Raw genomic sequence first — 23600 nt, forward strand, 5'->3', positions numbered from 1 at the left:
CGGATCAGGCCTCCGAGTCGACCCAGGACATCAGGCCGCGCAACTGCTTGCCGACCTGCTCGATCGGGTGGTTGGTGGTGGCGTCGTAGAGCTTCTTGTACTCCTGCAGGCCGCCGTCGTACTCGGCGATCCACTCGCGCACGAACTGTCCTGACTGGATCTCGGAGAGGATCTTCTTCATCTCCGCCTTGGTCTGCGGCGTGATGATGCGCGGACCGCTCCTGTAGCCGCCCCACTCGGCGGTCTCGGAGACCGACCAGTTCATCTTGGTCAGGCCGCCCTCGTAGATCAGGTCCACGATGAGCTTGAGCTCGTGCAGGCACTCGAAGTAGGCGATCTCCGGCTCGTAGCCCGCCTCGGTCAGCGTCTCGAAGCCGGCCTTGACCAGCTCCTCGACGCCGCCGCAGAGCACGACCTGCTCGCCGAACAGGTCGGTCTCGACCTCGTCCTTGAAGGTGGTCTTGATGACGCCGGCCCGGGTGCCGCCGATGCCCTTGGCGTAGGACAGCGCCAGCTCCTGGCCCTTGCCGGTGGAGTCCTGCGCCACCGCGATCAGGCAGGGCACGCCGAAGCCGTCGGCGAACTGACGGCGCACCAGGTGGCCGGGGCCCTTCGGCGCGACCATCGCGACGTCGATGTTCGCCGGCGGCTTGATCAGCTCGAAGTGGATGTTCAGCGCGTGGCCGAAGAAGATCGCGTCGCCGTCCTTCAGGTTCGGCGCCACGGCCTCCTCGTACACCGCGCGCTGCACCGGGTCCGGGACCAGGATCATGATCACGTCGGCCTCGGCGCAGGCCTCGAACGGGGTGACCACGCGCAGGCCCTGCTCCTCGGCCTTGGCCCGCGACTTCGAGTCCGCCTTCAGGCCCACCCGCACGTCCACGCCCGAGTCGCGCAGGCTCAGGGCGTGCGCGTGCCCCTGGGAGCCGTAGCCGAGGACGGCGACCTTGCGGCCCTGGATGACCGAGAGGTCGGCGTCGTCGTCGTAGAACATCTCTACTGCCATGATTTTCCGTGTTCCTTCTCGTGTGTGAACTACTGCATCTGACGGGCGCGATCTGACGGGCGCGCGTTGACCGTGGTCAGGCGGCGCGCTCGACGCTGCGCAGCGAACGGTCGGTGATGGAGCGCGAGCCGCGGCCGACGGCCAGCAGGCCCGACTGCACCAGTTCCTTGATGCCGAAGGGCTCGAGCACCCGCAGCAGCGCCTCCAGCTTGGCCGTCTCGCCGGTCGCCTCGATCACCAGGCTGTCCACGGCGACGTCCACCACCCGCGCGCCGAAGGGCTCGAGGGTGGCCAGCACGTGCTGCCGCTCGTTCGCGTCGGCCCGCACCTTGACCAGGATCAGTTCGCGCCGGACGCAGGAGGCGGGTTCCAGCTCCACGATCTTCAGCACGTTGACCAGCTTGTTGAGCTGCTTGGTGACCTGTTCGAGCGGGTGGTCCTCGACGTTGACCACGAGGGTGATCCGGGAGATCTCCTTGTGCTCGGTCGGCCCGACGGCGAGCGACTCGATGTTGAAGCCGCGCCGGGAGAACAGCGCGGAGACCCGCGCGAGCACACCGGGACGGTTCTCGACGAGCACCGACAGCGTGTGCGTCTGGCTCGGAGCGATGGTGGACATCTTCACTCGCCTTCTTCGTCGAAGTCCGGCCGCTGGCCGCGCGCGGCCAGGATCTCGTCGTTGGACAGCCCGGCCGGGACCATCGGCCAGACCATCGCGTCCTCGTGCACCACGAAGTCGATGACCACCGGTGCGTCGTTGATCGCCATGGCCTTCTCGATCACCGCGTCCACCTGGTCCGGGCTCTCGCAGCGCAGCCCGACACAACCATAGGCCTCGGCGAGCTTCACGAAGTCCGGGATCCGCCGCGACTGCAGGTCCGTGTTGGAGTAGCGCTGGTTGTAGAACAGCGTCTGCCACTGCCGGACCATGCCGAGCGCGCCGTTGTTGATCACCGCGATCTTGATCGGGATGTTGTTCAGCGCGCAGGTGGCCAGCTCCTGATTGGTCATCTGGAAGCAGCCGTCGCCGTCGATGCACCAGACCGTCGCCTCGGGCCGGCCGGCCTTCGCGCCCATCGCGGCGGGCACGCCGTAGCCCATCGTCCCGGCGCCGCCGGAGTTGAGGAAGGTGTACGGCTTCTCGTAGGAGATGAACTGCGCGGCCCACATCTGGTGCTGGCCCACGCCGGTGGTGTAGATCGCGTCCGGGCCGGCGATCTTGCCGATCCGCTCGATCACGTACTGCGGGGCCAGTTCGCCGGGCACGGTCTCGTAGCCAAGCGGGTAGCGGGTGCGCCAGTCGTCCAGGGCCTCCCACCAGGCGGTGTAGTCGCCCTTGCGGCCGGCGGCCTGCTCGCCGCGCACGGCCGCGGCCAGTTCGGTCAGCACCTCGCGGCAGTCGCCCACGATCGGCACGTCGGCGATGCGGTTCTTGGAGATCTCGGCCGGGTCGATGTCGGCGTGCACGACCTTGGCCTCGGGGGCGAAGGAGGAGAGCTTGCCGGTGACCCGGTCGTCGAAGCGGGCGCCGAGCGCGACGATCAGGTCCGACTTCTGCAGCGCGGTCACCGCGGCCACCGAGCCGTGCATGCCGGGCATGCCGAGGTGCTGCTTGTGGCTGTCCGGGAAGGCGCCGCGGGCCATCAGGGTGGTGACGACGGGGGCGCCGGTCAGCTCCGCCAGCTGCAGCAGCTCCTCGGTGGCCCGGGCCTTCAGCACGCCGCCGCCGACGTAGAGCACCGGCCGCTTGGACTGGGTGATCAGCCGCGCGGCCTCGCGGATCTGCTTGCCGTGCGGCTTGGAGACCGGCCGGTAGCCCGGCAGGTTCAGCTCGACCGGCCAGTGGAAGGGCGCGCTGGACTGCAGCACGTCCTTCGGGATGTCCACCACGACCGGGCCGGGACGCCCGGTGGCGGCGATGTGGAAGGCCTCGGCGACCGCGCGCGGGATGTCCCCGGTCCTGGTCACCAGGAAGTTGTGCTTGGTGATCGGCATCGTGATGCCGCAGATGTCGGCCTCCTGGAAGCCGTCGGTGCCGATCTGGGCGCTGGCGACCTGGCCGGTGATGGCGACCATCGGCACCGAGTCCATGTACGCGTCGGCGATCGGGGTGACCAGGTTGGTCGCGCCCGGGCCCGAGGTGGCGATGCACACGCCGACCTTGCCGGTGGCCTGCGCGTACCCGGTCGCCGCGTGCCCGGCGCCCTGCTCGTGGCGCACCAGGATGTGGTGCAGCTTCTTCGAGTCGAGCATCGGGTCGTAGGCCGGAAGGATGGCGCCGCCCGGGATCCCGAACACGGTGTCCACGCCGAGCTCCTCGAGGGCGCGGATGAGGGCCTGGGCTCCGGTCAGCATCGTCGCGCGGTGGCTGTTGCCCTGCTCCGTCATGGTGACTTCTCTCGGTTTGGTTCCGGGCGGGCGGCCCGGCTCAACAACGCGTTCTACGCCACTGCGGCGCAACAAAAAACCCTCGGGCCCGAAGGGGCAACCGAGGGAAGCGCGCTGGCGTTTGGCCCTGGAGGGCTTCAGCCGGCGCGCTGGCCGAGTACGAGCTCGCGCTTGCGCGCGGAGGGGATCTGCATGGCTCGAACAGTACTCTCGGTACGCCCCATCACGTCAAGTTTCCCCGCCGGGCGTCTCGGCATGCGGACGGGCGGTTCTCACCCTGGGTACGGTGGGCAGTCCTGGCAGCAGCGTGCCGACCCGTTCGCGCACCACGACGCGGCCCTTGCCCTCGTTCTTGGCCTCGTACATCGCCAGGTCGGCCTGCCGGAGCAGGTGCGCGGCGCTGGTTCCCGGCCGCCAGTACGCGACGCCGACCGAGGCCCCGACGACGAAGCGGCCGGAGGCGAGTTCATACGGCCGGGTGAGCGCGGCGTGCAGCCGGTCGGCCACCTCGGGCGCGGCCTTGCCGTCCCGATCCCCGTGCACCAGCGCGGCGAACTCGTCCCCGCCGAAGCGCGCGACGGTGTCCCCGGTGCGTACCGCGGTGCGCAGCCGGGCGGCCGCCTCGACGAGCAGCGCGTCGCCCGCCGCGTGCCCCTGCGCGTCGTTGACCTCCTTGAACCAGTCCAGGTCCAGGAAGATGACGGCCGGCGGGTGCTCGGCGGCGGAACGCTGGCTGACGGCCTGTTCGAGCCGCTCGGTGAACAGCGCGCGGTTCGGCAGGCCGGTGAGCGCGTCGTGGTACGCGTTGTGCGCCAACTGGTTCCGCAGCGCGACCCGGTCGCTGATGTCCCGGATGGTGAACACGAGGCCGCCGTAGTGCCGGGTGACCGTGGCCTCGGCGTGCCGCCAGATCGACTGCGCGCCGTCGCCCGCGGTCGGCAGCGGCAGCGCGCGGGAGGCGCGGACCCGGCACTCGACGAGGGCGGCGGGCGAGACCCCGGCGAGGAAGCCGTCCACGGTGCTGATCACGTGCCGCCGGTCCTCGATGTGGATCAGGTCGTAGAGCGAACTGCCGATCAGCTGCTGCGGTTCGTAGCCGAGCACGCCGCGCACCGCGGGTGAGATGTAGCCGAGGCGGCCCGGGCGCTCCAGGGTCATGATGACCTCGCTGGCGCCCTGCACGAGCGAGCGGAAATGGTTCTCCCGCAGTGTCAACTGCTTGGTGAGGCGGTAGTTCTCCACGATGGTGACGGCCTGCCGGGCGGCGAGCGCGGCCAGCACGCCGCACGCCGTGCACAGCGGCACCGGGTGGATGTGGTGCGAGCCGCGCAGCCCGTCGGCCAGGATCGCGGCCAGGCAGGTGGATCCGGCGAGATAGGGGAACCCTATGCCGACGACGTCGAGCGCGCGCTTGACCCCGGCGTCCAGGCTGATCCGCCAGGCCCGCTGGATGTCCGGGCGGACCGCCTGCCCGATCCAGGCCGAGGTCCAGGGCGCGATGGCGAGCAGAAGGTAGCCGAAGAACCAGCCCGCGTCCATCAGTTCGCCGGAGGAGTAGTGCTCGCGGATGTCCGGGACCGTCCAGAGCGCGTCGAAGACCACGATGACGGTGTATCCGGCCACGAGCATGGCCATCGAGGCGCCGTCCCGGCCGCGGCCCTTCGTGCGCAGCGAGAGCACGAGGCTGACGAGCATGATGTCGAAGACCGGATAGGCGAGCTCGAAGGCCACCTTGACCGGGGAGTGCCCGTCGCTGAAGGCGTCCCGGGACAGCGCGATCCCCCAGCCCGCGGTGAACAGCGCCCCGCCGATCAGCAACCCGTCGAAGCAGAGCCGGATCCAGGCCAGCGGCCCGCCGAGCCCGCGCTGGTGGATGAGCATGCCCGCTATGGCGAAGGGCGCGAAGCAGAGGAAGGCCCAGTCCGCCATGGACGGGAAGGGCGGCGACTCGCGCAGCACGAGCTCGTACCAGCCCCAGACCGCGTTGCCGAACCCGGCCACCAGCGCGGATCCGGCGAACAGCAGCCAGGAGGCGCGCCACCGGCCCCGCAGTTGCAGGGCCCTGCGAAGGCTGGACGCGGCGGCCAGCACGGCGGCGGCCGCGAGCCCGAAGTCGCCCATCACGTCGGAGACCGTGTGGCTGGCGTGCGCCCCGTCCCCGGCTCCCCAGTGGACTATCGCGCCCAGCACGAAGATCCCGGTGGCGGCGAGGGCCGCCCCGACGGCGAGCGCCGCGCGGGCCGCGGGCCGCAGCCGGCTGCGCGCCGCGCGGCGGCGGATCTGGATGACTGGCACGGCCGTCACTCTACGCGATAGGTCGGACGCCCCCGGTGAGGATCCGCAGGCGTAGCGCGGAAATGGCCACGCCGGAGGGGGCCTTGTGAGTGACTGCGGCGAAGTATGGAGCGAAGCGGGGGCGACGGCCGCGCGGCACGGCCCCCGGTGATCCAATCGTTGTCTAAACCATGTGACAAAAGGGAGCTGAGCGGGTGTACATATAGCTGGCCCTCAGGAAAGTCGAGGGCGTACATCACCGATAGAGGGAGGGGAACCCGTGTCCGAGCAACAACCGGACCCGGCGGACGGGGGCGCGCAATCCTTCGCCGATCCGGCGATCGACGGCATACCGGCGGTCGTCGCGGCGTCGCCGGAGGCGTCGAACGAGATTCCGACATCCGTCGGCAAGCGGTCCGGACGACGCACCGCGTGGGCCGTCGCACTCGGTCTCGGCTACGTCGTTCTGGCGGCGGGGACCGCGTTCGGCGTCATCGCCGGCAAGTCGCCCGCGCCGGTGGACGTGACCGCGGTCGACGCGTCGGCGTACGCGGCTCCGGCGCCGTCGACCTCGGTCCCGGCGAGCGCGAATACGAGCACGAACGCGAGCACGAAGGCGAGCGCTTCGGCCTCCGCCGGCGCCGTCGCGTCCACCACCACCGTGGCTCCGACGCCGAAGTCCACCGTGACCGGCTCGGTGAGCAACGGAGTGCACAGCGGAGACCTGCGCTACTTCCTGCTCCCGCCGCCGCAGGGCCCGAGCTCGGTGCAGGGCAACCCGGACGGCAACTCGGACACGCTCGACGAGACGATCGCCTCGTACGACGGCGACTCGAGCCAGCGCTCGATCCTCCAGCAGGCGGGCTTCAAGGAGGCGTGCGATCGGATCTACCAGGACACGACGATCGGCGCGAACGTCTCGATCCTGCTGATCCGGTTCGACTCCTCGTCCGACGCCGCGCAGTGGCTGGACAGCTTCGGCCTGAGCGGCGCGAGCTTCGCGAGCATCTCAGTGCCCGGAGTCTCCGGGGCCAAGGGCTGGAGCTACGCGAAGGACGGCGGCTACCGGCTGGTCGGCCTCTACCGCGAGGGCGACACGTTCTACGAGATCCAGGCCTACGGCACGCAGCTGATCCCGGCGCCCGTCCTCGGCCGGCTGATCAGCGCCGAGCACTCGCGGCTGGCGAAGGGCTGAGGGGGGAACCATGCGCACCACCAGACTTTTCGGGGCCGCGGCCGTGATCGGCGTGCTCGGCGGCGTCGGCACCGGCTACGCGATCCAGGCGGCCCGCCCGGCCACGCCGCTGCCGCCGCTCACCCGGACGCAGCCGAGGTACGCGCCGTCCGGCGTGTATCAGGGCATTGCGCCCGCGATGCTCCCGGCCGCGCAGGACGACGCGGCGTTGACCGACGGCGACCTGACGAAGCTGCTGCTGCCGGTGCCCGCCGGCGCGCACGCCGACCCGTCGACCTGGCAGGACCAGTCGATCGACGTCGAGCAGGACTCCGACCTGTGCGCCAACGCGGTGTCCTGCTTCCACGACGACTTCAGCCAAGGCGTGGAAGCCATCGCCGACACCAGCTGGGACCAGAACGGCTACTACATGGAGGTCCGCATCTTCCGCTTCGCCGCGGGTTCCTCGGGGACCGCGCGTCAGTGGGCGCAGGACGGAAACTCCAACACGGGCGGGTTCACGATCCCGTCCGGGATCAACGGGTCCGGATACGAGTTCCGCGACAAGTACGGCGACAACGACGACACCTCGTGGGCCGTGCACGGCGACCTCATGGTCAAGTTCTGGGTGACCTCGCCGACCACCGTGCCGAACACGTCGCTGATCGACAATCTGATGACTCAGCAGATGGGGAGGCTGTGATCATGGCGACACGAAAGCCGCTCCTCGCTGTCGCGGGCGCGCTGGCGTCCGTCGCGATCGGCGCCGGCGCGGGCGCGTACGTGGTCCACAACCGCGACGCGAACCGGGCGCGGGAGGTCTCCGCGATCCAGGCGGCCGACGCGGCACAGCTCGTCAAGCTGCGTACGCCGGTGCACTCCGGGGCCCGTTCGGACGGCTCGCACTACGGCTCGCTGTTCGCGTACCTGCTGCCGACGCCCGACGGCTGGTCGCTCGGTCCGGACGTGGGCCTGGTCGGGAACAACGACTACGTCGGCGCCGCGCAGATCAACAAGGAGCTGCAGAACTCGCTGCTCGACGTGCCGAAGTCGGATCTGGGCAGCACCGAGAGCACCCTCGCCGACCTGCATCTGCAGGGCATCGCCGTGCGATCGATGCTGAGCTCGGACGACGCGCTGCAGCTCGATGTCCAACTGCTGCAGCTGGACCCGAAGCTGGCGAGCGCGGACCAGAAGTCGCTGAGCGTGCTGGTGGACGGCCTGGGTTGGCGGCAGGGTGCGTCAGTGCCCGGATACCCGTCGGCCAGCTGCGTGCTGCCGCCGGGTCTGGGCAGCGACACGCTCGACTCCATGGTCTGCATCGCCTCGTACGGCGACGTGGAGGTCATGGTGCAGGCGGAGGGCGCGGTGCCGCTGGATCAGAACACGACGGTGCGGATGGTCGCGCAGCAGTTGGACCGGCTGAAGTCGAACCAGACGTTGACGGCGACCTCGCCGGACCAGGGGGACCAGAATGAGTGAGATCGAGAGGAAGAGCGAAAGCGAGATCCTCGAAGTCGGCGAGCCGATCGGCGAGGCTGCCGAGGAACCGGCCGAGCAGCCGATCGAGGAACCTGCCGAGGAGTCGGTCGGGGAGCCGATCGGGGAACCTGCCGAGCAGCCGACCGGGGAACCTGCCGAGCAGCCCGTCGGGGAGCCGATCGGTGAGTCGATCGGGGAACCTGTCGGGGAGTCGGTCGAGCCGCCGGTCAAGGCGAGGCGGAAGTTCCCCTGGCGGTGGGCCGGGGCCGCGGTCACGATGCTCGCGGTCGGTACCGGCTGCGCGTTCGCCGTGCTGGCGCCGCAGCGCACCGATCTGCCCGGGCTGAAGACGGCGGGCGACGGCCGGTACACATTCGCGCCGCTCACGCTGCCCACGCTGGCGCCCGGCCAGGCCGCGCCGGGCACCGACGCCAACCACGGGCAGCAGCACGTCTCCGACATCAGGAAGCTGCTTCTCTCGCCGCCCGAGGGCGCGACGGCCGACCGCTCGCTGCCGGGTGCGTCCGGCTGGGTCTCGCGCGCCGCGACGGTGGGGATCCTGGACAATCCGCAGGCGAGCTATCAGCTGCGGACCGACGGATGGCGGCACACGGCGGGCGTCGCGTGGAAGACCCCTGACGGCGCGGACACGAAGATCTGGCTGCTCCAGTTCATCGACGGCGAAGCGACCGACGACGCGTACAGCACGCTCAACTCGTTCTACAGCGTCTCGGCACAGGGCGCCACCGCCGAGACCCTCGAGATCAACCAGGCGACGGCGGCCACCTACGTGCGCGTGGTCAAGGGCTCGACCGCGACCTACTACGGGCAGGTCCAGCTGTACGACATCGCCTTCCTGATCCAGTACACGGCGCCGGTGTCGGTCGGCGTCGCGCCGTTCGAGCAGGAGATCGACCTCCAGGCCGAGCTGCTCCAATAGCTCCCGGCAACGAACGAGCGGCCGCGGACCCAGCACCGGGTCCGCAGCCGCTCGTGGCTAGTGCCTAGTGGCTGACGCCTCAGCTCAGCCGGGACAGCGTCAGTTCCTGCACCCTCGCCGCGTCGGCCTGGCCCCTGGTGGCCTTCATGACCGCGCCGACGATGACGCCGGCCGCCTTGGGGTTGCCGCCGCGGATCTTCTCGGCCACGGCCGGGTTCGCGGCGATCGCCTCGTCGATGGCGGCGAGCAGGGCGCCGTCGTCGGAGACCACCTTCAGGCCGCGTCGGCTGACGACGGCGTCCGGGTCGCCCTCGCCCGCGAGTACGCCCTCGATGACCTGGCGGGCCAGCTTGTCGCTGAGATCACCGGCGGATACGAGCTCGACGATGCGCGCGACGTGGGACGGCGTGATCGGCAGCTCGACCAGCTCCACGCCGCGCTCGTTGGCGGTGCGGGCCAGCTCGCCGAGCCACCACTTGCGCGCCGAGACCGGGTCCGCGCCCGCGGCGACGGTCGCCTCGATCACGTTCAGCGCACCGGCGTTGACCACGGACTGCATGTCGAAGTCGGAGATGGCCCAGTCCGCCGCGAGTCGCTTGCGCCGGGCGCCCGGCAGCTCGGGCAGCGTGGTGCGCAGCTGCTCGACCCACTCGCGCGACGGGGCGACCGGAACCAGGTCGGGCTCGGGGAAGTAGCGGTAGTCCTCCGCCTCCTCCTTGATCCGGCCCGAGCTGGTGCTGCCGTTCTCCTCGTGGAAGTGCCGCGTCTCCTGCACGATCTTGCCGCCGGACGCGAGCACCGCGCCGTGCCGCTGGATCTCGTAGCGGGCCGCGCGCTCCACCGAACGCAGGGAGTTGACGTTCTTCGTCTCGGAGCGGGTGCCGAGCTTCGTGGTGCCGGTCGGCTTGAGCGAGAGGTTCACGTCGCAGCGCATCTGGCCGCGCTCCATCCGCGCCTCGGAGACCCCGAGCGCGACGATCAGTTCCCTGAGTTCGGCGACGTAGGCGCGGGCCACCGCGGGCGCCAGGTGCCCCGGGACGTGGATCGGCTTGGTCACGATCTCGATCAGCGGGATCCCGGCTCGGTTGTAGTCCACCAGCGAGTAGTCCGCACCGTGGATCCGCCCGGTCGCGCCGCCCACGTGGGTGGACTTGCCGGTGTCCTCCTCCATGTGCGCCCGCTCGATGTCGATCCGGAAGGTCTGCCCCTCCGCCTCGACGTCCAGGTACCCGTTGTACGCGATCGGCTCGTCGTACTGCGAGGTCTGGAAGTTCTTCGGCATGTCCGGGTAGAAGTAGTTCTTCCGCGCGAACCGGCACCACTCGGCGATCGAGCAGTTGAGCGCCAGCCCGATCCGGATCGCCGACTCCACCCCGACGGCGTTGACCACCGGAAGCGCCCCCGGCAGCCCCAGGCAGGTCGGGCACACCTGCGTATTGGGCTCGGCGCCGAACTCGGTCGGGCACGAGCAGAACATCTTCGTGCTCGTGCCCAGCTCGACATGCACCTCGAGCCCCATGACCGGGTCGAAGCGCGCCAGCGCCTCGTCGAGGTCCATGAGCTCGACGGTGGTCGCGGTGCTCATAGGAAGTTCAGCTCCTTCAACACTTTCGTCAGATCTCCGTGCCCGCGCTAGTTCGCGGCATCAGGAGTGAGGGCCTTGGGCTCGGCGGGCTCGCCGTCGGCGGCCGCGGACTCGGCGGACTGTTCGCGCACGGTGCGCAGCGCGACGACGGCGGTGACCGCGACGAGGGCGCCGGTGAGCACGCCGTGCAGCACCCCCAGCCGATCACCCTTGGTGCGGGCGTCCTTGACCGCGCGCACGGCGGCGAGAGCGGCGGCGACCTGGCCGCCGACGAAGACCATGCGGCCGATCTTCCCCTTGGGGACCTTCACGGGAGGACGCTCCTTCTTGCTCATCTCGCCACACTCCTCACTCCGCGCGCGGTCGCGGATCGGCTGCCGGACTCCGGCTCCGGCTACAGCGCCGGGACCGACTCCAGGATCGGACGACCCCACTGTTCCAGCAACGCGGCCTCCAGCGCCGCGCCCACGCGGTAGAGCCGGTCGTCGGCCATCGCGGGGGCGAGGATCTGCAGGCCGACCGGGAGGCCGTCCTCCGGCGCCAGGCCGCAGGGCAGCGACATGCCCGCGTTGCCGGCCAGGTTGGTCGGGATGGTGCACAGGTCCGCGAGATACATCGCCATCGGGTCGTCGACGCGCTCGCCGATCTTGAACGCGGTGGTCGGCGTGGTCGGCGAGACCAGGACGTCCACCTGAGTGAACGCGGCCTCGAAGTCGCGGATGATCAGCGTCCGCACCTTCTGCGCCTGGCCGTAGTACGCGTCGTAGTAGCCGGAGCTGAGCGCGTACGTGCCGAGCATGATGCGCCGCTTGACCTCGGCGCCGAAGCCGGCCTCGCGGGTGAGCGCGGTGACCTCCTCGGCGCTGTGGTTTCCGTCGTCGCCCACGCGCAGGCCGTAGCGCATCGCGTCGAACCTGGCCAGGTTCGAGGAGCACTCGCTCGGCGCGATCAGGTAGTAGGCGGGCAGCGCGTAGTCGAAGGACGGGCAGTCGATCTCGACGACCTCGGCGCCCAGAGTGCGCAGCAGCTCCACGCTCTCCTGGAAGCGCTGCACCACGCCCGCCTGGTAGCCCTCGCCGGAGAACTGCCTGACCACGCCGACGCGCATGCCCTTGATGCCCTGCGTGGCGCCGAGCTTGGCGGCCTCGACGACGGCCGGAACCGCCGCGTTGATCGAGGTCGAGTCGAGCGGGTCGTGGCCGGCGATCGCCTCGTGCAGCAGGGCGGCGTCCAGCACCGTGCGCGCGCAGGGGCCGGCCTGGTCGAGCGAAGAGGAGAAGGCGACCATGCCGAAGCGGGATACGCCGCCGTACGTCGGCTTCACGCCCACGGTGCCGGTGACGGCGCCGGGCTGCCGGATCGAGCCGCCGGTGTCGGTGCCGATGGCCAGCGGGGCCTGGAAGCTGGCCAGCGCCGCGGCCGAGCCGCCGCCGGAGCCGCCGGGGATCCGGTCCAGGTCCCAGGGGTTGCGGGTCGGGCCGTAGGCCGAGTTCTCGGTCGACGAGCCCATCGCGAACTCGTCCATGTTGGACTTGCCGAGGATGACGACGTCGGCCTCGCGCAGCCTGCGGGTGACGGTCGCGTCGTACGGCGGGAGCCAGCCCTCGAGGATCTTCGAGCCGCAGGTGGTCGGGATGCCGTGCGTGGTGAACAGGTCCTTGAGCGCGAGCGGGACGCCGGCCAGCGGGCCCAGCCGCTCCCCCGCGGCGCGCTTGGCGTCCACGGCGCGGGCGGCGGCGAGCGCGCCCTCGGTGTCCACGTGCAGGAACGCGTTGATCCGGTCGTCCACCTTGGCGATGCGGTCCAGGTGCGCCTCGGCGACCTCGACGGCGGAGACCTCGCCCGCGGCGATGGCGGCGGCGGTCTCGGCGGCGGTCTGCTTGTACAGCGTCGGGTCGGTCATCGGAATCAGTCCTCCCCGAGGATGCGCGGAACCCGGAAGCGGTCGTCCTCGGCGGCCGGGGCCTGGGCGAGCACCTCGGCGCGGTCGAGGATCGGGGTGCCCGCGGGGCGGACCACGTCCTGCCGGAAGACGTTCGTCATCGGCAGCGCGTGCGAGGTCGGCGGCACGTCCTCGGTCGGCAGCTCGCTGACGCGGGCTACCGCGCCGACGATCGCGTCGAGCTGCTCGGCGAAGTGGTCGAGTTCGGCCTCGCTCAGCTCCAGCCGGGACAGCCGGGCGAGGTGGGCCACCTCCTCGCGGGTGATCGCGGACATCGGTCCTGCTTTCTCTGCTCGGGCGGGCCAGCGGCCCCGCGCGCACTTAGGACGTGCTCCATCCTAGTTGCCCGAGGTGACCGCCCGGCACGCGATTTGAAAGCGGGTGCAACCGGAGCGGCCGCTCGGCTGTGCTTCGAGGTGGAGGGTCGAGCGAAAGGGACAGTGCATGAGAGATCCGGCGGAATTCGACGCGTTCTACGCGGCGAGCTCGCACCGGCTGGTCGGTCAGGTCTTCGCCATGACCGGGGACCTCGGCGAGGCCGAGGACGCGCTCCAGGAGGCGTACATCCGCGCCTGGCAGCGCTGGCCGAAGCTGCGGGAGTACGACAACCCGGAGGCCTGGGTGCGCACCGTCGCGTTCCGGCTGTGCATCAACTCCTGGTGGCGGGCCAAGAACCGGCTCACGGCGCACCGGCGCGCGGCCGCGCGGCCGGACACGGCGCCCGAGCTCGGCCCGGACCTGCTGACGCTGGTGCACGCCATGCGTCAGCTGCCGGACAAGCAGCGGCGGGCGCTGGTGCTGCACTACGTGGCCGATCTGACGGTCGAGCAGATCGCCGCGGAGACCGGGGCGTCGCCGGGCACGGTCAAGTCCTGGCTGCACCGCGGGCGCAGGTCGCTCGCGCCGCTCGTCTCCGAGTTCAGCGACGAGGAAAACCAAGCGAGGAGGGACTACGACTATGCCTGAGCAGTTTGAGCAGTTCGAACAGCTTCAGCGGATCGCCGAGTACGCCCGGCACGGCTCGGCCCTGGAGGGCGCGGCGGGTCTGCGGGCGCGGGGCACCAGGCGGCTGCGCCGGCGCCGGGCCGGGCAGGCGGTGATCGGCACCGGCGCGCTCGCGGTGGTGACCGGCTTCGGGGTGAACCTGGCCACGGCCGCGCCGGCGCCGGTGCACGTCGGACCGGCGGCCTCGACGACCGGCGTGTCCACCCCGGCCCACCCCGGCACCGTGAGCGCGACGCCGGCCCCGGTTCCGCCCAGCGCGTCGCCGACCGTGATCTCGACGCCCGGTTCTTCCCAGAGCGGTCCGGTCTCGACGGCGAGCCCGGTCCCCGGCGAGCCCGGCCCGACGGCGACGCCGACCCCGTCCGCCGCCATGCCGACGGTGGACGCGTCGAGCACTCCGACCGCGGCCGCCGGAGCCCCCAGCGCCGTCGCCGGAGCCCCGACCGTCGACGCCTCCGCCACGCCGACGCCGTCCGCGAGCAAGTAACCGGCTCCACTCGACCCGGCCCTGGGCCCGCGGCTTTCGTCCGACGGGCTCAGGGCCGGGTCGTGCGCACCTGGGGTCGGGGCTTGGCCGCGGGCAGCGCGGCGGGACGGCCGGGCGCGGGCGGCACCGAGAGTGCTCTGCGATTGAGCCAGGCGGTGGCCTCGTGCGCGGGCAGGGCCTTGGCGAGCAGCCAGCCCTGGGCCACGTCGCAGCCGAGCTCGGCCAGCCGCTGCCAGGTGATCTCGTCCTCGACGCCCTCGGCGACCACCTTGAGTCCCAGCGAGTGCGCGAGATCCACCGTGGAGCGCACGATCGCGGCGTCCTCCGCGTCGTGCGCCAGCCTGGCCACGAAGGACTTGTCGATCTTGATCTCGCGGACCGGGACGCTGCGCAGCAGCACCAGCGAGGAGTAGCCGGTGCCGAAGTCGTCCAGCGAGAGGTTCACTCCCAGCGCGTCGAGCCGCTCCAGCGTGGCCTTCGCGCGCTGCGGATCCTGCAGCAGCACCCGCTCGGTGATCTCGAGTTGCAGCGCCTCGGGCGGGACGCCGTGCTTGGCCAGTCCCTCTTGGATCGAGTTGACGAAGTTGGGCGCGTGGATGTCGCGCATCGAGACGTTCACCGCGATCGGCACGGACAGGCCGGAGCGCCACCACACGGCCGCCTGGGCCAGCGCCCGCTCGACGACGTACGAGGTCAGCGTCGACATCAGCCCGGTCTGCTCGGCGAGCTGGACGAACTCCTCCGGGTTCACGAAGCCGCGGGTGGCGTGGTTCCAGCGCACCAGGCCCTCGAAGCCGACGACCTGGCCGGCCGCGAAGGAGACCTTCGGCTGGTAGTGCAGCTGGATCTCGCCGGCCGCCAGCGCGCGGCGCAGATCGCCGAGCAGCGCGAGCCGGTCCGGGGTGTTCTGGTCGCGCTCCGCCTCGTACCTGGCGATGCCCGCGCGCGAACGCTTGGCCTGGTACATGGCCACGTCGGCGCGCTGCAGCAGTTCCTCGAAGTCCTCGGCGTCCCGCGGATACTCGGCGACCCCGATCGAGCACTCCAGGTCCAGCGTGTACGCCTCGAGCTGGAACGGGATCGTGAAGCACTCGGCGATCCGGTGCGCCGCGGCCAGGGCGTCCTGCCCGCTGCGCACCCGCGGCAGCAGCACGACGAACTCGTCGCCGCTCCAGCGGGCCAGCGTGCCCTGGCTGCCCACGCAGGCGGACAGCCGGCTCGCCACGACCCGCAGCAGCTGATCGCCCGTCAGATGGCCGAGCGTGTCGTTGACGTCCTTGAAGCGGTCGAGGTCCAGCAGCAGCACGGCGACGTTCCCGCGGGTGCGCGCCGCCTCCTCGAGCGCGCGGTCGCCCTCGGCGCGCAACTGCCTGCTGTTCGGCAGGCCGGTGAGCAGGTCGTGCTTGGACTCCCACTCGCGTTCCCAGCGCTCGGTGCTGCTGCCGTGCACGACGTAGACCGCGGGCAGCAGGCACAGCAGCAGCCAGGCGTGATAGATCGTGGCGCCGACGACCAGCGGCGCGAGGCAGACCATCGCGGCCGAGGCGCGCGTCTGCCGCCAGCCGTCCCGGTGCACCTGGAGGCCGAAGGGCACACCGCGCACGGCCGTCACGCACAGCCAGACGAGCACGTGGTTGACCACGACCACGACGCCCGCGGTGCCGATCAGCGCGACCACCCGCGCCGGACCGAGCACGTTCGAGATCCGCACGACGGCGTCGTAACGGTCCGTCAGCGCGTAGAAGAGCAGCCCGCCGAGAGCGTAGGAGACGGACTGCTGGGCCACGTTGAACGACAGCCTGGTCCAGCCGTGCCGACGCCCGACCTCGGACATCAGCATCGCCAGGGCCTGCGCGAACACGGCGTCCTGCCAGCAGTCCACGGCGTAGATCGCGATGGCGAAGGCGAGGCCCAGGCTGGCCCCGTCCGTGCCGCGGCGGGAGAGCACCGGGCGCGCCTCGCCGAGCACGACGAGCGCGACCAGCAGCCACATCACCGAGGGCGGGATGTGCAGCCGGGAATGCTGCACGGTGACGTCGTCCAGCTTGGTGACGGCGGCGCCGACGAGCGCGAACAGCCCGGCGCAGATGACCGCGGTGAGGTAGGCCCGGGCGCGGAGCGTCGGCTCTGCCCAGAACGCTCGCCATCGAGCCATCTCAGCCACCACTTTCCCGCGTCGATCGTGAGCCGGTCCGGTACGGTACCCCTGGGAGCCGATGCACCGGCGGCTACAACACGCGAGCGCCGCGAGCGCTGAGGCTCCAGGGTATTCGCAAAGCACTAAATCGCGCGGAAGTTTGGCCGGATCGTGACGATCCCTCAGTTGATCTTGCCCTGATCTGAGGTACCATCAGCAGATTCTTCGGCGGCTTCCGCGGCCGGATCTGCCTCCGCCTCCGCTGCTTCCCCCGGCGCCGAGAGCTCCCCGGCCAGCAGCGCGCGGAACCCCTCCTCGTCCAGCACCGGCACGCCGAGCTGCTCGGCCTTCTCCGCCTTGCTGCCCGGATTCTCGCCGACGATCACATACGAGGTCTTCTTCGAGACGGAACCGGACACCTTAGCCCCGGCCGCCTGCGCGGACTCCTTGGCGCCGTCCCGGGTGAAGCCGGCCAGCGTGCCGGTGATCACGACGGTCAGCCCGGTCAGCGGCTGGGCCCCGGCCTCGGCCTGCGCGGGCACGCTCGGGCGCACCCCGGCGGCGAGCCAGCGGTCGACGATCTCGCGGTGCCAGTCGACCGCGAACCACTCGGTCACCGCGGTGGCGATCGTCGGGCCGACGCCCTCGACCGCGGCGAGCTCCTCGGCCGACGCGTCCCGGATCGCCTCCAGCGAACGGAAGACGCGGGCCAGCTCGCGGGCGGCGCTCGGGCCGACGTGCCGGATGGACAGGGCGACCAGGAAGCGCCAGAGATCCTTGGTCTTGGCCGCCTCGATCTGCTCCAGCAGCTGCTGGGTGGTCTTGGTCGGCGCGGACGGCTTGGCGGCAGTGCCCTTGGTGTAGAAGTACGGCACCAGCTCGCGCGCGCCCTCGGCCGCCTCCTTGCCGCGGGCCTGCTGGTACATCTGAGGGGACGCCAGCTGCTCCAACGTCAGCTCGAAGATGTCGCCGTCGATGCGGACCGGGGCCTCGCCCGCGTCCGGGTGGGTCAGCGCGGCGGCGCCCTCATAGCCGAGCGCCTCGATGTCCAGCGCGCTGCGGCCGGCGAGGTAGGCGATGCGCTCCTTGAGCTGGCCCGGGCAGCCGCGCGCGTTCGGGCAGCGCAGGTCCACGTCGCCCTCCTTCTGCGGGGCGATCGGGGTGCCGCAGGAGGGGCACTCCGTCGGCATCACGAACTCGCGCTCCTCGCCGGAACGCAGCTCGGTGACCGGGCCGACGACCTCGGGGATGACGTCGCCCGCCTTGCGCAGCACGATCGTGTCGCCGATCAGCACGCCCTTGCGCTTGACCACGTCCTGGTTGTGCAGCGTGGCCTGCGCGACCACGGATCCGGCGACCTTGACAGGCTCCATCACCGCGTACGGCGTCACCCGGCCGGTGCGACCGACCTGCACCCGGATGTCCAGGAGCTTGGTGGTGACCTCCTCCGGCGGGTACTTGTACGCGATCGCCCAGCGCGGATCCTTCGAGGTCGCGCCGAGCCGGCCCTGCAGCGCCAGGTCGTCCACCTTGACCACGACGCCGTCGATCTCGTGCTCCACGTCATGCCGGTGCTTGCCGTAGTACTCGATGAACTCGAGCACCTCATCGAGCGAGTCGACGACCTTGACCCGGTCCGAGGTCGGCAGGCCCCAGGCATGCAGCAGCTCGTACGCATGCGACTGCGACTTGACGTCGAAGCCGCGGCGCGCGCCGATGCCGTGCACCACCATGCGCAGCGGACGCTGGGCGGTGATCCGCGGATCCTTCTGCCGCAGCGAGCCGGCGGCCGTGTTGCGCGGGTTCGCGTACGAGCGGCCCTCGTGCTCGATCGACCAGGCGTTGAACTCCTCGAACTGCGCGGACGGGAAGTAGATCTCGCCGCGCACCTCGACCAGCTCGGGGACCGGATACTCCGCGGATCCGCTGAGCGTGGTCGGGATGCCCTTGATGGTGCGCACGTTCCCGGTCACGTCCTCGCCGGTGCGCCCGTCGCCGCGGGTCACGCCGCGCACCAGCCGGCCGCGCTCGTAGACCAGCGCGATGGCCAGGCCGTCCACCTTGAGCTCGCACAGGTATTCAGGAACCCGGCCGATCTCCTTGACGACGCGCTCGTTCCACGCCGCCATGTCCTGCGCGTTGAAGGCGTTGGCCAGCGAGAGCATCCGCTCCAGGTGCTCGACCGAGGCGAAGTCGGTGGACAGCGCCGCGCCGACCTTCTGCGTCGGGGAGTCCGGGGTACGCAGCTCCGGGTGCTCCTCCTCGATGGCCTGCAGCTCCCGCATCAGCGCGTCGTACTCGCCGTCGGCCATCGTGGGCCGGTCGAGCACGTGATAGCGGAACCGGGCCTCGTCGATGGTGTCGGTCAGCTCGGCGTGGCGGTGCGCCGCCACGGCGGCGGGCTCAGACGCGGCGACTGCGGGATCGCTGGTCGCGAGGGTTTTACGCGGTTCTGCCATGGACAACAAGCTACCGCCTGGCACCGACAAAACCAGCGATGGCGCGGGCTACGGAACCTCGTCCACCTCGAGGTCGAGCAGGTACCGGCTCTCGTCGAATATTTCCAGCAGCACCACGACGAGGATCTCGCGCACGACCGTGTACTCCAGCATCAGACCGGGCGCGACGTAGGCCTTGCGGTAGTTGTCGTTCGCGCCGATCGAGGCGGTGGCCGTCTTGTGGAACGGGTCCTTGGCCAGCACCTTCATGGCGTGGTCCAGCATGGCTTGGCGCTCGGCGGGCAGCTCGTGGCGCGTCTGCATAGCCTCGACCGTGTAGGTCACCTTATTCACGTCGGGACGCGTGGTCATCATCCGACACCTCGCTCCTTCTCGTGATGGGCCATGCGGCGAGTGTACCTTTCGGTAGCTTCGTCGAGCAGCCGCGAAGAAAACTCGGCGTAAACCGTGCGTTCGACGTATCGGGTCGGACGGCCGAGGCCAGACGTCCCCGGTCAGACGTACCGCGTGACGTCCGCGACGGTGAAGCCCTGCGCCTGGATGTGACTGTAGAGGCGGGTCATCATCTTGACCATCGTCTCGCCCTTGAGCTGGGCCGGGCCGCGGAAGTGGCACAGGATGACGTCGCCGGGCTGCAGGTGCCGGTCCGAGGTCTGGTACTCCATGTCCTGGATCTCCATGGCCTCCTTCCACAGCATCATCCCCTTGAGGCCGGCGGCGCGGCAGGCCTCGCGGGTGACGGAGTCGTAGTTGCCGCCCGGTGGCCGGAAGATGTAGGGCGTGACGCCGTACTCCTTGTGCAGCTTCGTCTGCTGTCCGGCGATCTCGTCGAACTGCTCCTGGTAGCCCATGCTCGGCATGGACAGCGGGTGGTTGACGGTGTGGTTCTGGATCGAGACGAATCCGGTCTCGTGCAGCTTCTCGAAGTAGGCGTAGTCGTCCCGGATCAGCGTGTCGGCCAGCGAGATCGTGATCGGGACCTGGACGTCCTTAACCATCTGGATGAACGCCGGGTCCTTGTCGATCCCGTCGTCGACGGTCACGAAGCAGATCTTCTCGCTGGTGGGCACCTTGGCGAAGATCGTCGGGTTCTGCGGGTCCAGCGCGATCGCCTTGGTCGCGGGAGTCGCCGGGGCGGTGAAGGGCTTGAGCCCGTAACGCTGCATCAGCAGGTCTGCGTCCACGCCGCTGCCGTCGGCGCCGCTGGAGCTCGCCGTCGGGCTCGCGCTCGCGTCACCGGCCGCCACCGCGCTTCCGCTCGCCGCCAAGTCTCCCGCGTTCGCGGTGCCGTTCCCGCTGCCGGTGCAGGCGGCCGCGAAGGACCCCAGGGTCGCCAGTCCGGCCGCGCCGCCGAGGAACCGGCCGAAGCCGCGGCGGGTCCACTGGGCCGGTTCGATGTCCGTCATGCATGAAGAGATGCTGAAGCCGGGGGTTCGGTTGCGGGATTCTTCAGTTCTCGTTCAGACGGGCTAATCCAGGTCCGCGAGGGCCTGGGCGGCGTCCATGCAGAGCCGCTGCGCCCGGCCGGCCCACTGCGGGCTCGCGCCGGCCATGCCGCAGCGCGTCGTGACGGTCACCACGGCCGCGAGTTGACGCGCCGACAGCCCGACCCGGCGCAGTGTGAGGACCGAGTCGACGACGTCCTGGTACTTGAGCGGGACCGACGCGGCCGGATCCAGCGAGGGCACGACGCCCGCGTAGAGCCCGATCCCCGCCTCGACCAGCTCGGCCAGCGTCTCGTCCTGACGCGTCGTCAGCAGCGACCAGTTCAGCGCGACGGCCGACGCGCCCGCGTCCCGCAGCGTGCCGAAGGGCACGTCCGGCGCGCAGCAGTGGATCACGACGGGGACGTCCACGAGTTCGATGACCTGGCTCAGCGCCTGACGCACGATCTGCTCCTCGACCGAGCGCAGCGTGCCGAAGCCGCTGGCCGTCGGGACGCTGCCGCGCAACACGCCGGGCAGCGCCGGTTCGTCCAGTTGGAGCACGAGATTCGCGCCGGGCACCCGGCGGCGCAGTTCGGCCACGTGCAGCCTGAGGCCCTCCGCCAGCGACTCCGCGAGATCGCGGCAGGCGCCCGGATCCGCGAGGAACTTGTCGCCGTGCTTGAGTTCCACGGCCGCGGCCAGCGTCCACGGCCCGACCGCCTGGACCTTCAACGCGCCCTGGTAGCCCTGCGTCTGCTCCTCCAGTTCGTCGAGGTCGCGGCGCAGGTGGCTCAGGGCACGTCCATGGTCGCGCCCCGGCGCGTCGGCGATGCGCCAGCCCGAGGGGGCCACCTCCGCGACGAGATCCGCCAGCAGCGCCAGACCCCGCCCGGTCATGTCGGCGCCGACCCCGCGCGCGGGCAGCTCGGGCAGATACGGCACGCCGGGAGCGCCGCCCAAACCGTCGAACACCAGTCGAATCGCCGCGGCCATGTCACTGCCCGGCAACGATCCGATCCCGGAGGCGAACGGTCCGGGCACCCCCACTCGAAGATCCTGAGTCATGGCAGCAGAATATGGCGCTAACCCGCAAAGGCGAATCTGGCGTGAAAACAGCGGCGGATCCCCCCGGGTTATGCAAAACTCTGGCATTCGACGGCCAGAATGCCGACACCGGGACCAGTGAGAGGGGAGATCCGCGTGCAGACCATGTTCTTCGCCGCCACCGCCGGGGAGCTGGCCCGTCTCGCCGGCGCGTGGAGCTGCGGCCTGGACGCGCGGGCGGCCGGCGTGCGGCTGGCGTACGCGGACGCGGCCGACCTGGATCCGGCGCAGCTGCTCGAGCTGGACACCCTGACCACCGGGCACGACCCGGTGACCGTCCGGGAGGCGCTGCTGACCCCGGCCCGCGAGATCGGCGTCGGTGCGGCGCTGGCCCCCGGCGCGCTGGCTCAGGGCACTGAGGAGCAGGTCGTGCTGACCGTGCGCACGGCGCTCTACCGGCAGCTGAGCCGCCGCGCCGACGACGCCCGGCTGCGCGAGCTGGCCGAGCGCTGGGAGGCGCGGTCCTGGGGCGTGGACTGGGACGCCGCGCGCTATTTCGGTCTGCTGCGCGGCCTGGCTATGCTCTCGGAGCTGGCCACCCGCGAATGTCGCGGCGTGTACGTGCGCTTCGACGTCTGACCGACCGCAGCAGGGGGAGACACACATGACCGAGGCGCCTCAGGGCTCTTACGGCGCACCGCAGCCGGGTCCGTACGGGCCGTACGGGTACCCGTACCCGCCGATGCAGATGGGCACGAACACGCTGGCGATCCTGGCCCTGGTGTTCGCGTTCGTCTTCGCCCCGGCCGCGATCGTCATGGGCGCGATCGCCCGCAGGCAGATACGGCGCACCGGCGAGCAGGGCATGGGGCTGGCCACGGCCGGATTCGTGCTCGGGATCGTGTTCACCGCGCTCTCGGTGCTCTGGATCATCGCGGTGGTGCTGTTCTTCGCCTCGGCGGTGCACCAGATCAACGACCACAACACGGGCGGCGCCCTCGCCCTGGGCGCCGCCCGCGCCTACTTCGGGTTCTGACCGGGCTGATGGTGCGCTGACCAGGCTGATGGTGCGCTGACCGGGCTCTGATCAATCCCGCTCAGGCGGTGGCGGAACTCGTCGCCCGCCGCGTCACGGTGATCGTCGCCGAGCCGATGACGCGGGTGCCGTCGTAGAGCACCGCGGTCTGTCCCGGCGCGATCCCGCGCACGGTCTCGGCGAACTCGAGATTCACCGTTCCGGCGGATTCGTCGTACCGCGCCTCGGCCGGAACGGGCGAACCGTGCGCCCGCAGCTGGACCGAACAGGCGAACGGCACTGTCTTCGTCTCTGCCGCTGTCTCCGTCTCGCCGCCGACCGGCCCGCACCAGCGCACGTGCGCCGCCTCCAGCGCGTCCACCGACAGCTCCTCGGACGTGCCCACGGTCACCGTGTTCGTCACCGGCGAGATGTCGAGCACATAGCGCGGACGCCCGTCGCCCGCCGGATCGCCGATCCGCAGGCCCTTGCGCTGCCCGATCGTGTAGCCGTAGGCGCCCTCGTGCTCGCCGAGCACCTTGCCCGCGCTGTCCACGATCTGCCCCGGCGCGGAACCGAGCCGATCCGCGAGAAAACGCCGGGTGTCGCCGTCCGCGATGAAGCACACGTCGTGCGAGTCCGGCTTGTCGGCCACGGCCAGCCCGAGCCGCTCCGCCTCCGCCCGCACCTCGGTCTTGAGCGAGTCGCCGAGCGGGAACAGCGAGCTGGCCAGCTGCTCCGCGTCCAGCACCCCGAGCACATACGACTGGTCCTTCGCCGGATCGACCGCGCGGTGCAGCTCACGCCCGCCGTCCGCCCGATCCACGATCCGCGCGTAGTGCCCGGTGCACACGGCGTCGAAGCCCAGCGCCCGCGCCTTGTCGAGCACGGCCGCGAACTTGATCTTCTCGTTGCAGCGCAGGCACGGGTTCGGCGTGCGCCCGGCCGCGTACTCCGCGACGAAGTCGTCCACCACGTCCGCGTGGAAGCGCTCGGCCATGTCCCAGACGTAGAACGGAATCCCGATCACGTCCGCCGCCCGCCGCGCGTCCCGCGAGTCCTCGATCGTGCAGCACCCCCGCGCCCCCGTCCGGAACGACTGCGGATTCCGCGACAGCGCCAAGTGCACCCCCGTCACCTCATGCCCAGCCGCCACGGCCCGGGCAGCCGCCACCGCCGAGTCGACTCCCCCGGACATCGCTGCTAGAACTCGCATACCTCAAGGGTACGCGAGC

The 23600-nt window shown here is 70.8% G+C and carries 21 protein-coding genes and 1 pseudogene; 8 read left to right on the forward strand and 14 right to left on the reverse strand.

Annotated elements, in window-relative coordinates; genetic code table 11:
* Nucleotides 1-4 precede the first annotated feature (4 nt).
* The 4 genes and pseudogenes from ilvC to VG296_RS20625 all read right to left on the reverse strand — a co-directional run.
* A pseudogene (ilvC, locus tag VG296_RS20610) lies at nucleotides 5-1012 on the reverse strand (ketol-acid reductoisomerase); the annotation flags it as partial.
* Nucleotides 1013-1082: 70 nt separating this feature from the next.
* A complete protein-coding gene (gene ilvN, locus VG296_RS20615) occupies nucleotides 1083-1625 on the reverse strand; it encodes an acetolactate synthase small subunit (protein WP_325568021.1) in 543 nt (180 codons plus the stop codon).
* Nucleotides 1626-1627: 2 nt separating this feature from the next.
* Nucleotides 1628-3394 carry an acetolactate synthase large subunit gene (locus VG296_RS20620; RefSeq protein ID WP_325568023.1) on the reverse strand — a complete coding sequence of 589 codons (1767 nt, stop codon included), beginning with the start codon at nucleotides 3392-3394 and terminating at the stop codon, nucleotides 1628-1630.
* A gap of 228 nt (nucleotides 3395-3622) precedes the next feature.
* On the reverse strand, nucleotides 3623-5689 hold the full coding sequence (locus tag VG296_RS20625) for a sensor domain-containing diguanylate cyclase (protein ID WP_325568025.1): 2067 nt from the start codon (nucleotides 5687-5689) through the stop codon (nucleotides 3623-3625).
* A gap of 259 nt (nucleotides 5690-5948) precedes the next feature.
* Between VG296_RS20625 and VG296_RS20630 the strand changes: the two genes are divergently transcribed.
* Genes VG296_RS20630 through VG296_RS20645 form a run of 4 tightly spaced genes read left to right on the forward strand, consistent with a single transcriptional unit; the run spans nucleotide 5949 to nucleotide 9264 of the window.
* Nucleotides 5949-6863, forward strand: a complete 915-nt coding sequence (locus VG296_RS20630) for a hypothetical protein (RefSeq protein ID WP_325568027.1) — start codon at nucleotides 5949-5951, stop codon at nucleotides 6861-6863.
* A 10-nt stretch (nucleotides 6864-6873) separates the two neighbouring features.
* Nucleotides 6874-7545 carry a hypothetical protein gene (locus VG296_RS20635; RefSeq protein WP_325568029.1) on the forward strand — a complete coding sequence of 224 codons (672 nt, stop codon included), beginning with the start codon at nucleotides 6874-6876 and terminating at the stop codon, nucleotides 7543-7545.
* A gap of 2 nt (nucleotides 7546-7547) precedes the next feature.
* The gene (locus VG296_RS20640; RefSeq protein ID WP_325568031.1) at nucleotides 7548-8324 is read left to right on the forward strand and encodes a hypothetical protein; all 777 of its coding nucleotides are present in this window, start codon (nucleotides 7548-7550) and stop codon (nucleotides 8322-8324) included.
* Nucleotides 8317-9264 (forward strand): hypothetical protein, encoded by a 948-nt coding sequence (locus VG296_RS20645; protein WP_325568033.1) that lies wholly within the window; start codon nucleotides 8317-8319, stop codon nucleotides 9262-9264. Before VG296_RS20640 ends, VG296_RS20645 begins: the two co-directional genes overlap by 8 nt.
* Before the next feature lie 79 nt (nucleotides 9265-9343).
* Here VG296_RS20645 and gatB read toward each other — a convergent pair whose 3' ends face one another.
* From gatB to gatC, 4 genes are read right to left on the reverse strand one after another with little or no spacing between them, the layout of a single operon-like run.
* Nucleotides 9344-10849, reverse strand: coding sequence for an Asp-tRNA(Asn)/Glu-tRNA(Gln) amidotransferase subunit GatB (gatB, locus tag VG296_RS20650; protein ID WP_325568035.1), 1506 nt, complete (start codon nucleotides 10847-10849; stop codon nucleotides 9344-9346).
* 47 nt (nucleotides 10850-10896) lie between these two features.
* Nucleotides 10897-11184, reverse strand: a complete 288-nt coding sequence (locus VG296_RS20655; protein WP_325568036.1) for a hypothetical protein — start codon at nucleotides 11182-11184, stop codon at nucleotides 10897-10899.
* A gap of 59 nt (nucleotides 11185-11243) precedes the next feature.
* A complete protein-coding gene (gene gatA / locus VG296_RS20660) occupies nucleotides 11244-12752 on the reverse strand; it encodes an Asp-tRNA(Asn)/Glu-tRNA(Gln) amidotransferase subunit GatA (RefSeq protein ID WP_325568038.1) in 1509 nt (502 codons plus the stop codon).
* Between the two features lie 5 nt (nucleotides 12753-12757).
* Nucleotides 12758-13066, reverse strand: coding sequence for an Asp-tRNA(Asn)/Glu-tRNA(Gln) amidotransferase subunit GatC (gatC, locus tag VG296_RS20665; protein ID WP_212517967.1), 309 nt, complete (start codon nucleotides 13064-13066; stop codon nucleotides 12758-12760).
* A 169-nt stretch (nucleotides 13067-13235) separates the two neighbouring features.
* Between gatC and VG296_RS20670 the strand changes: the two genes are divergently transcribed.
* Nucleotides 13236-13757 carry a SigE family RNA polymerase sigma factor gene (locus tag VG296_RS20670; protein WP_325568042.1) on the forward strand — a complete coding sequence of 174 codons (522 nt, stop codon included), beginning with the start codon at nucleotides 13236-13238 and terminating at the stop codon, nucleotides 13755-13757.
* Nucleotides 13750-14283 (forward strand): hypothetical protein, encoded by a 534-nt coding sequence (locus tag VG296_RS20675; RefSeq protein WP_325568044.1) that lies wholly within the window; start codon nucleotides 13750-13752, stop codon nucleotides 14281-14283. Before VG296_RS20670 ends, VG296_RS20675 begins: the two co-directional genes overlap by 8 nt.
* A gap of 49 nt (nucleotides 14284-14332) precedes the next feature.
* Here VG296_RS20675 and VG296_RS20680 read toward each other — a convergent pair whose 3' ends face one another.
* The 5 genes from VG296_RS20680 to VG296_RS20700 all read right to left on the reverse strand — a co-directional run bounded on the left by VG296_RS20680 (nucleotide 14333) and on the right by VG296_RS20700 (nucleotide 21371).
* A complete protein-coding gene (locus VG296_RS20680; protein WP_325568046.1) occupies nucleotides 14333-16438 on the reverse strand; it encodes a putative bifunctional diguanylate cyclase/phosphodiesterase in 2106 nt (701 codons plus the stop codon).
* Nucleotides 16439-16602: 164 nt separating this feature from the next.
* Entirely contained in the window at nucleotides 16603-18879 is a 2277-nt protein-coding gene (gene ligA / locus VG296_RS20685; RefSeq protein ID WP_325568048.1) for an NAD-dependent DNA ligase LigA, read from the reverse strand.
* A 48-nt stretch (nucleotides 18880-18927) separates the two neighbouring features.
* Nucleotides 18928-19233: a hypothetical protein gene (locus VG296_RS20690; protein ID WP_325568050.1), complete on the reverse strand. Its 306-nt coding sequence runs from the start codon at nucleotides 19231-19233 to the stop codon at nucleotides 18928-18930.
* Nucleotides 19234-19373: 140 nt separating this feature from the next.
* Complete coding sequence (locus VG296_RS20695) at nucleotides 19374-20285, reverse strand: polysaccharide deacetylase family protein (RefSeq protein ID WP_325568052.1); 912 nt, start codon at nucleotides 20283-20285, stop codon at nucleotides 19374-19376.
* A gap of 63 nt (nucleotides 20286-20348) precedes the next feature.
* Nucleotides 20349-21371, reverse strand: a complete 1023-nt coding sequence (locus VG296_RS20700; protein WP_325568054.1) for a methionine synthase — start codon at nucleotides 21369-21371, stop codon at nucleotides 20349-20351.
* 135 nt (nucleotides 21372-21506) lie between these two features.
* Between VG296_RS20700 and VG296_RS20705 the strand changes: the two genes are divergently transcribed.
* A complete protein-coding gene (locus VG296_RS20705; RefSeq protein WP_325568056.1) occupies nucleotides 21507-21989 on the forward strand; it encodes a hypothetical protein in 483 nt (160 codons plus the stop codon).
* Between the two features lie 25 nt (nucleotides 21990-22014).
* Entirely contained in the window at nucleotides 22015-22386 is a 372-nt protein-coding gene (locus VG296_RS20710; RefSeq protein ID WP_325568058.1) for a DUF4190 domain-containing protein, read from the forward strand.
* A 61-nt stretch (nucleotides 22387-22447) separates the two neighbouring features.
* Here VG296_RS20710 and mnmA read toward each other — a convergent pair whose 3' ends face one another.
* Entirely contained in the window at nucleotides 22448-23581 is a 1134-nt protein-coding gene (gene mnmA / locus VG296_RS20715; protein ID WP_325568060.1) for a tRNA 2-thiouridine(34) synthase MnmA, read from the reverse strand.
* Between the last annotated feature and the right edge of the window lie 19 nt (nucleotides 23582-23600).

The organism is Actinospica sp. (assembly GCF_035552695.1).
In the GTDB taxonomy this organism is placed as follows: Bacteria; Actinomycetota; Actinomycetes; order Streptomycetales; family Catenulisporaceae; genus Actinospica.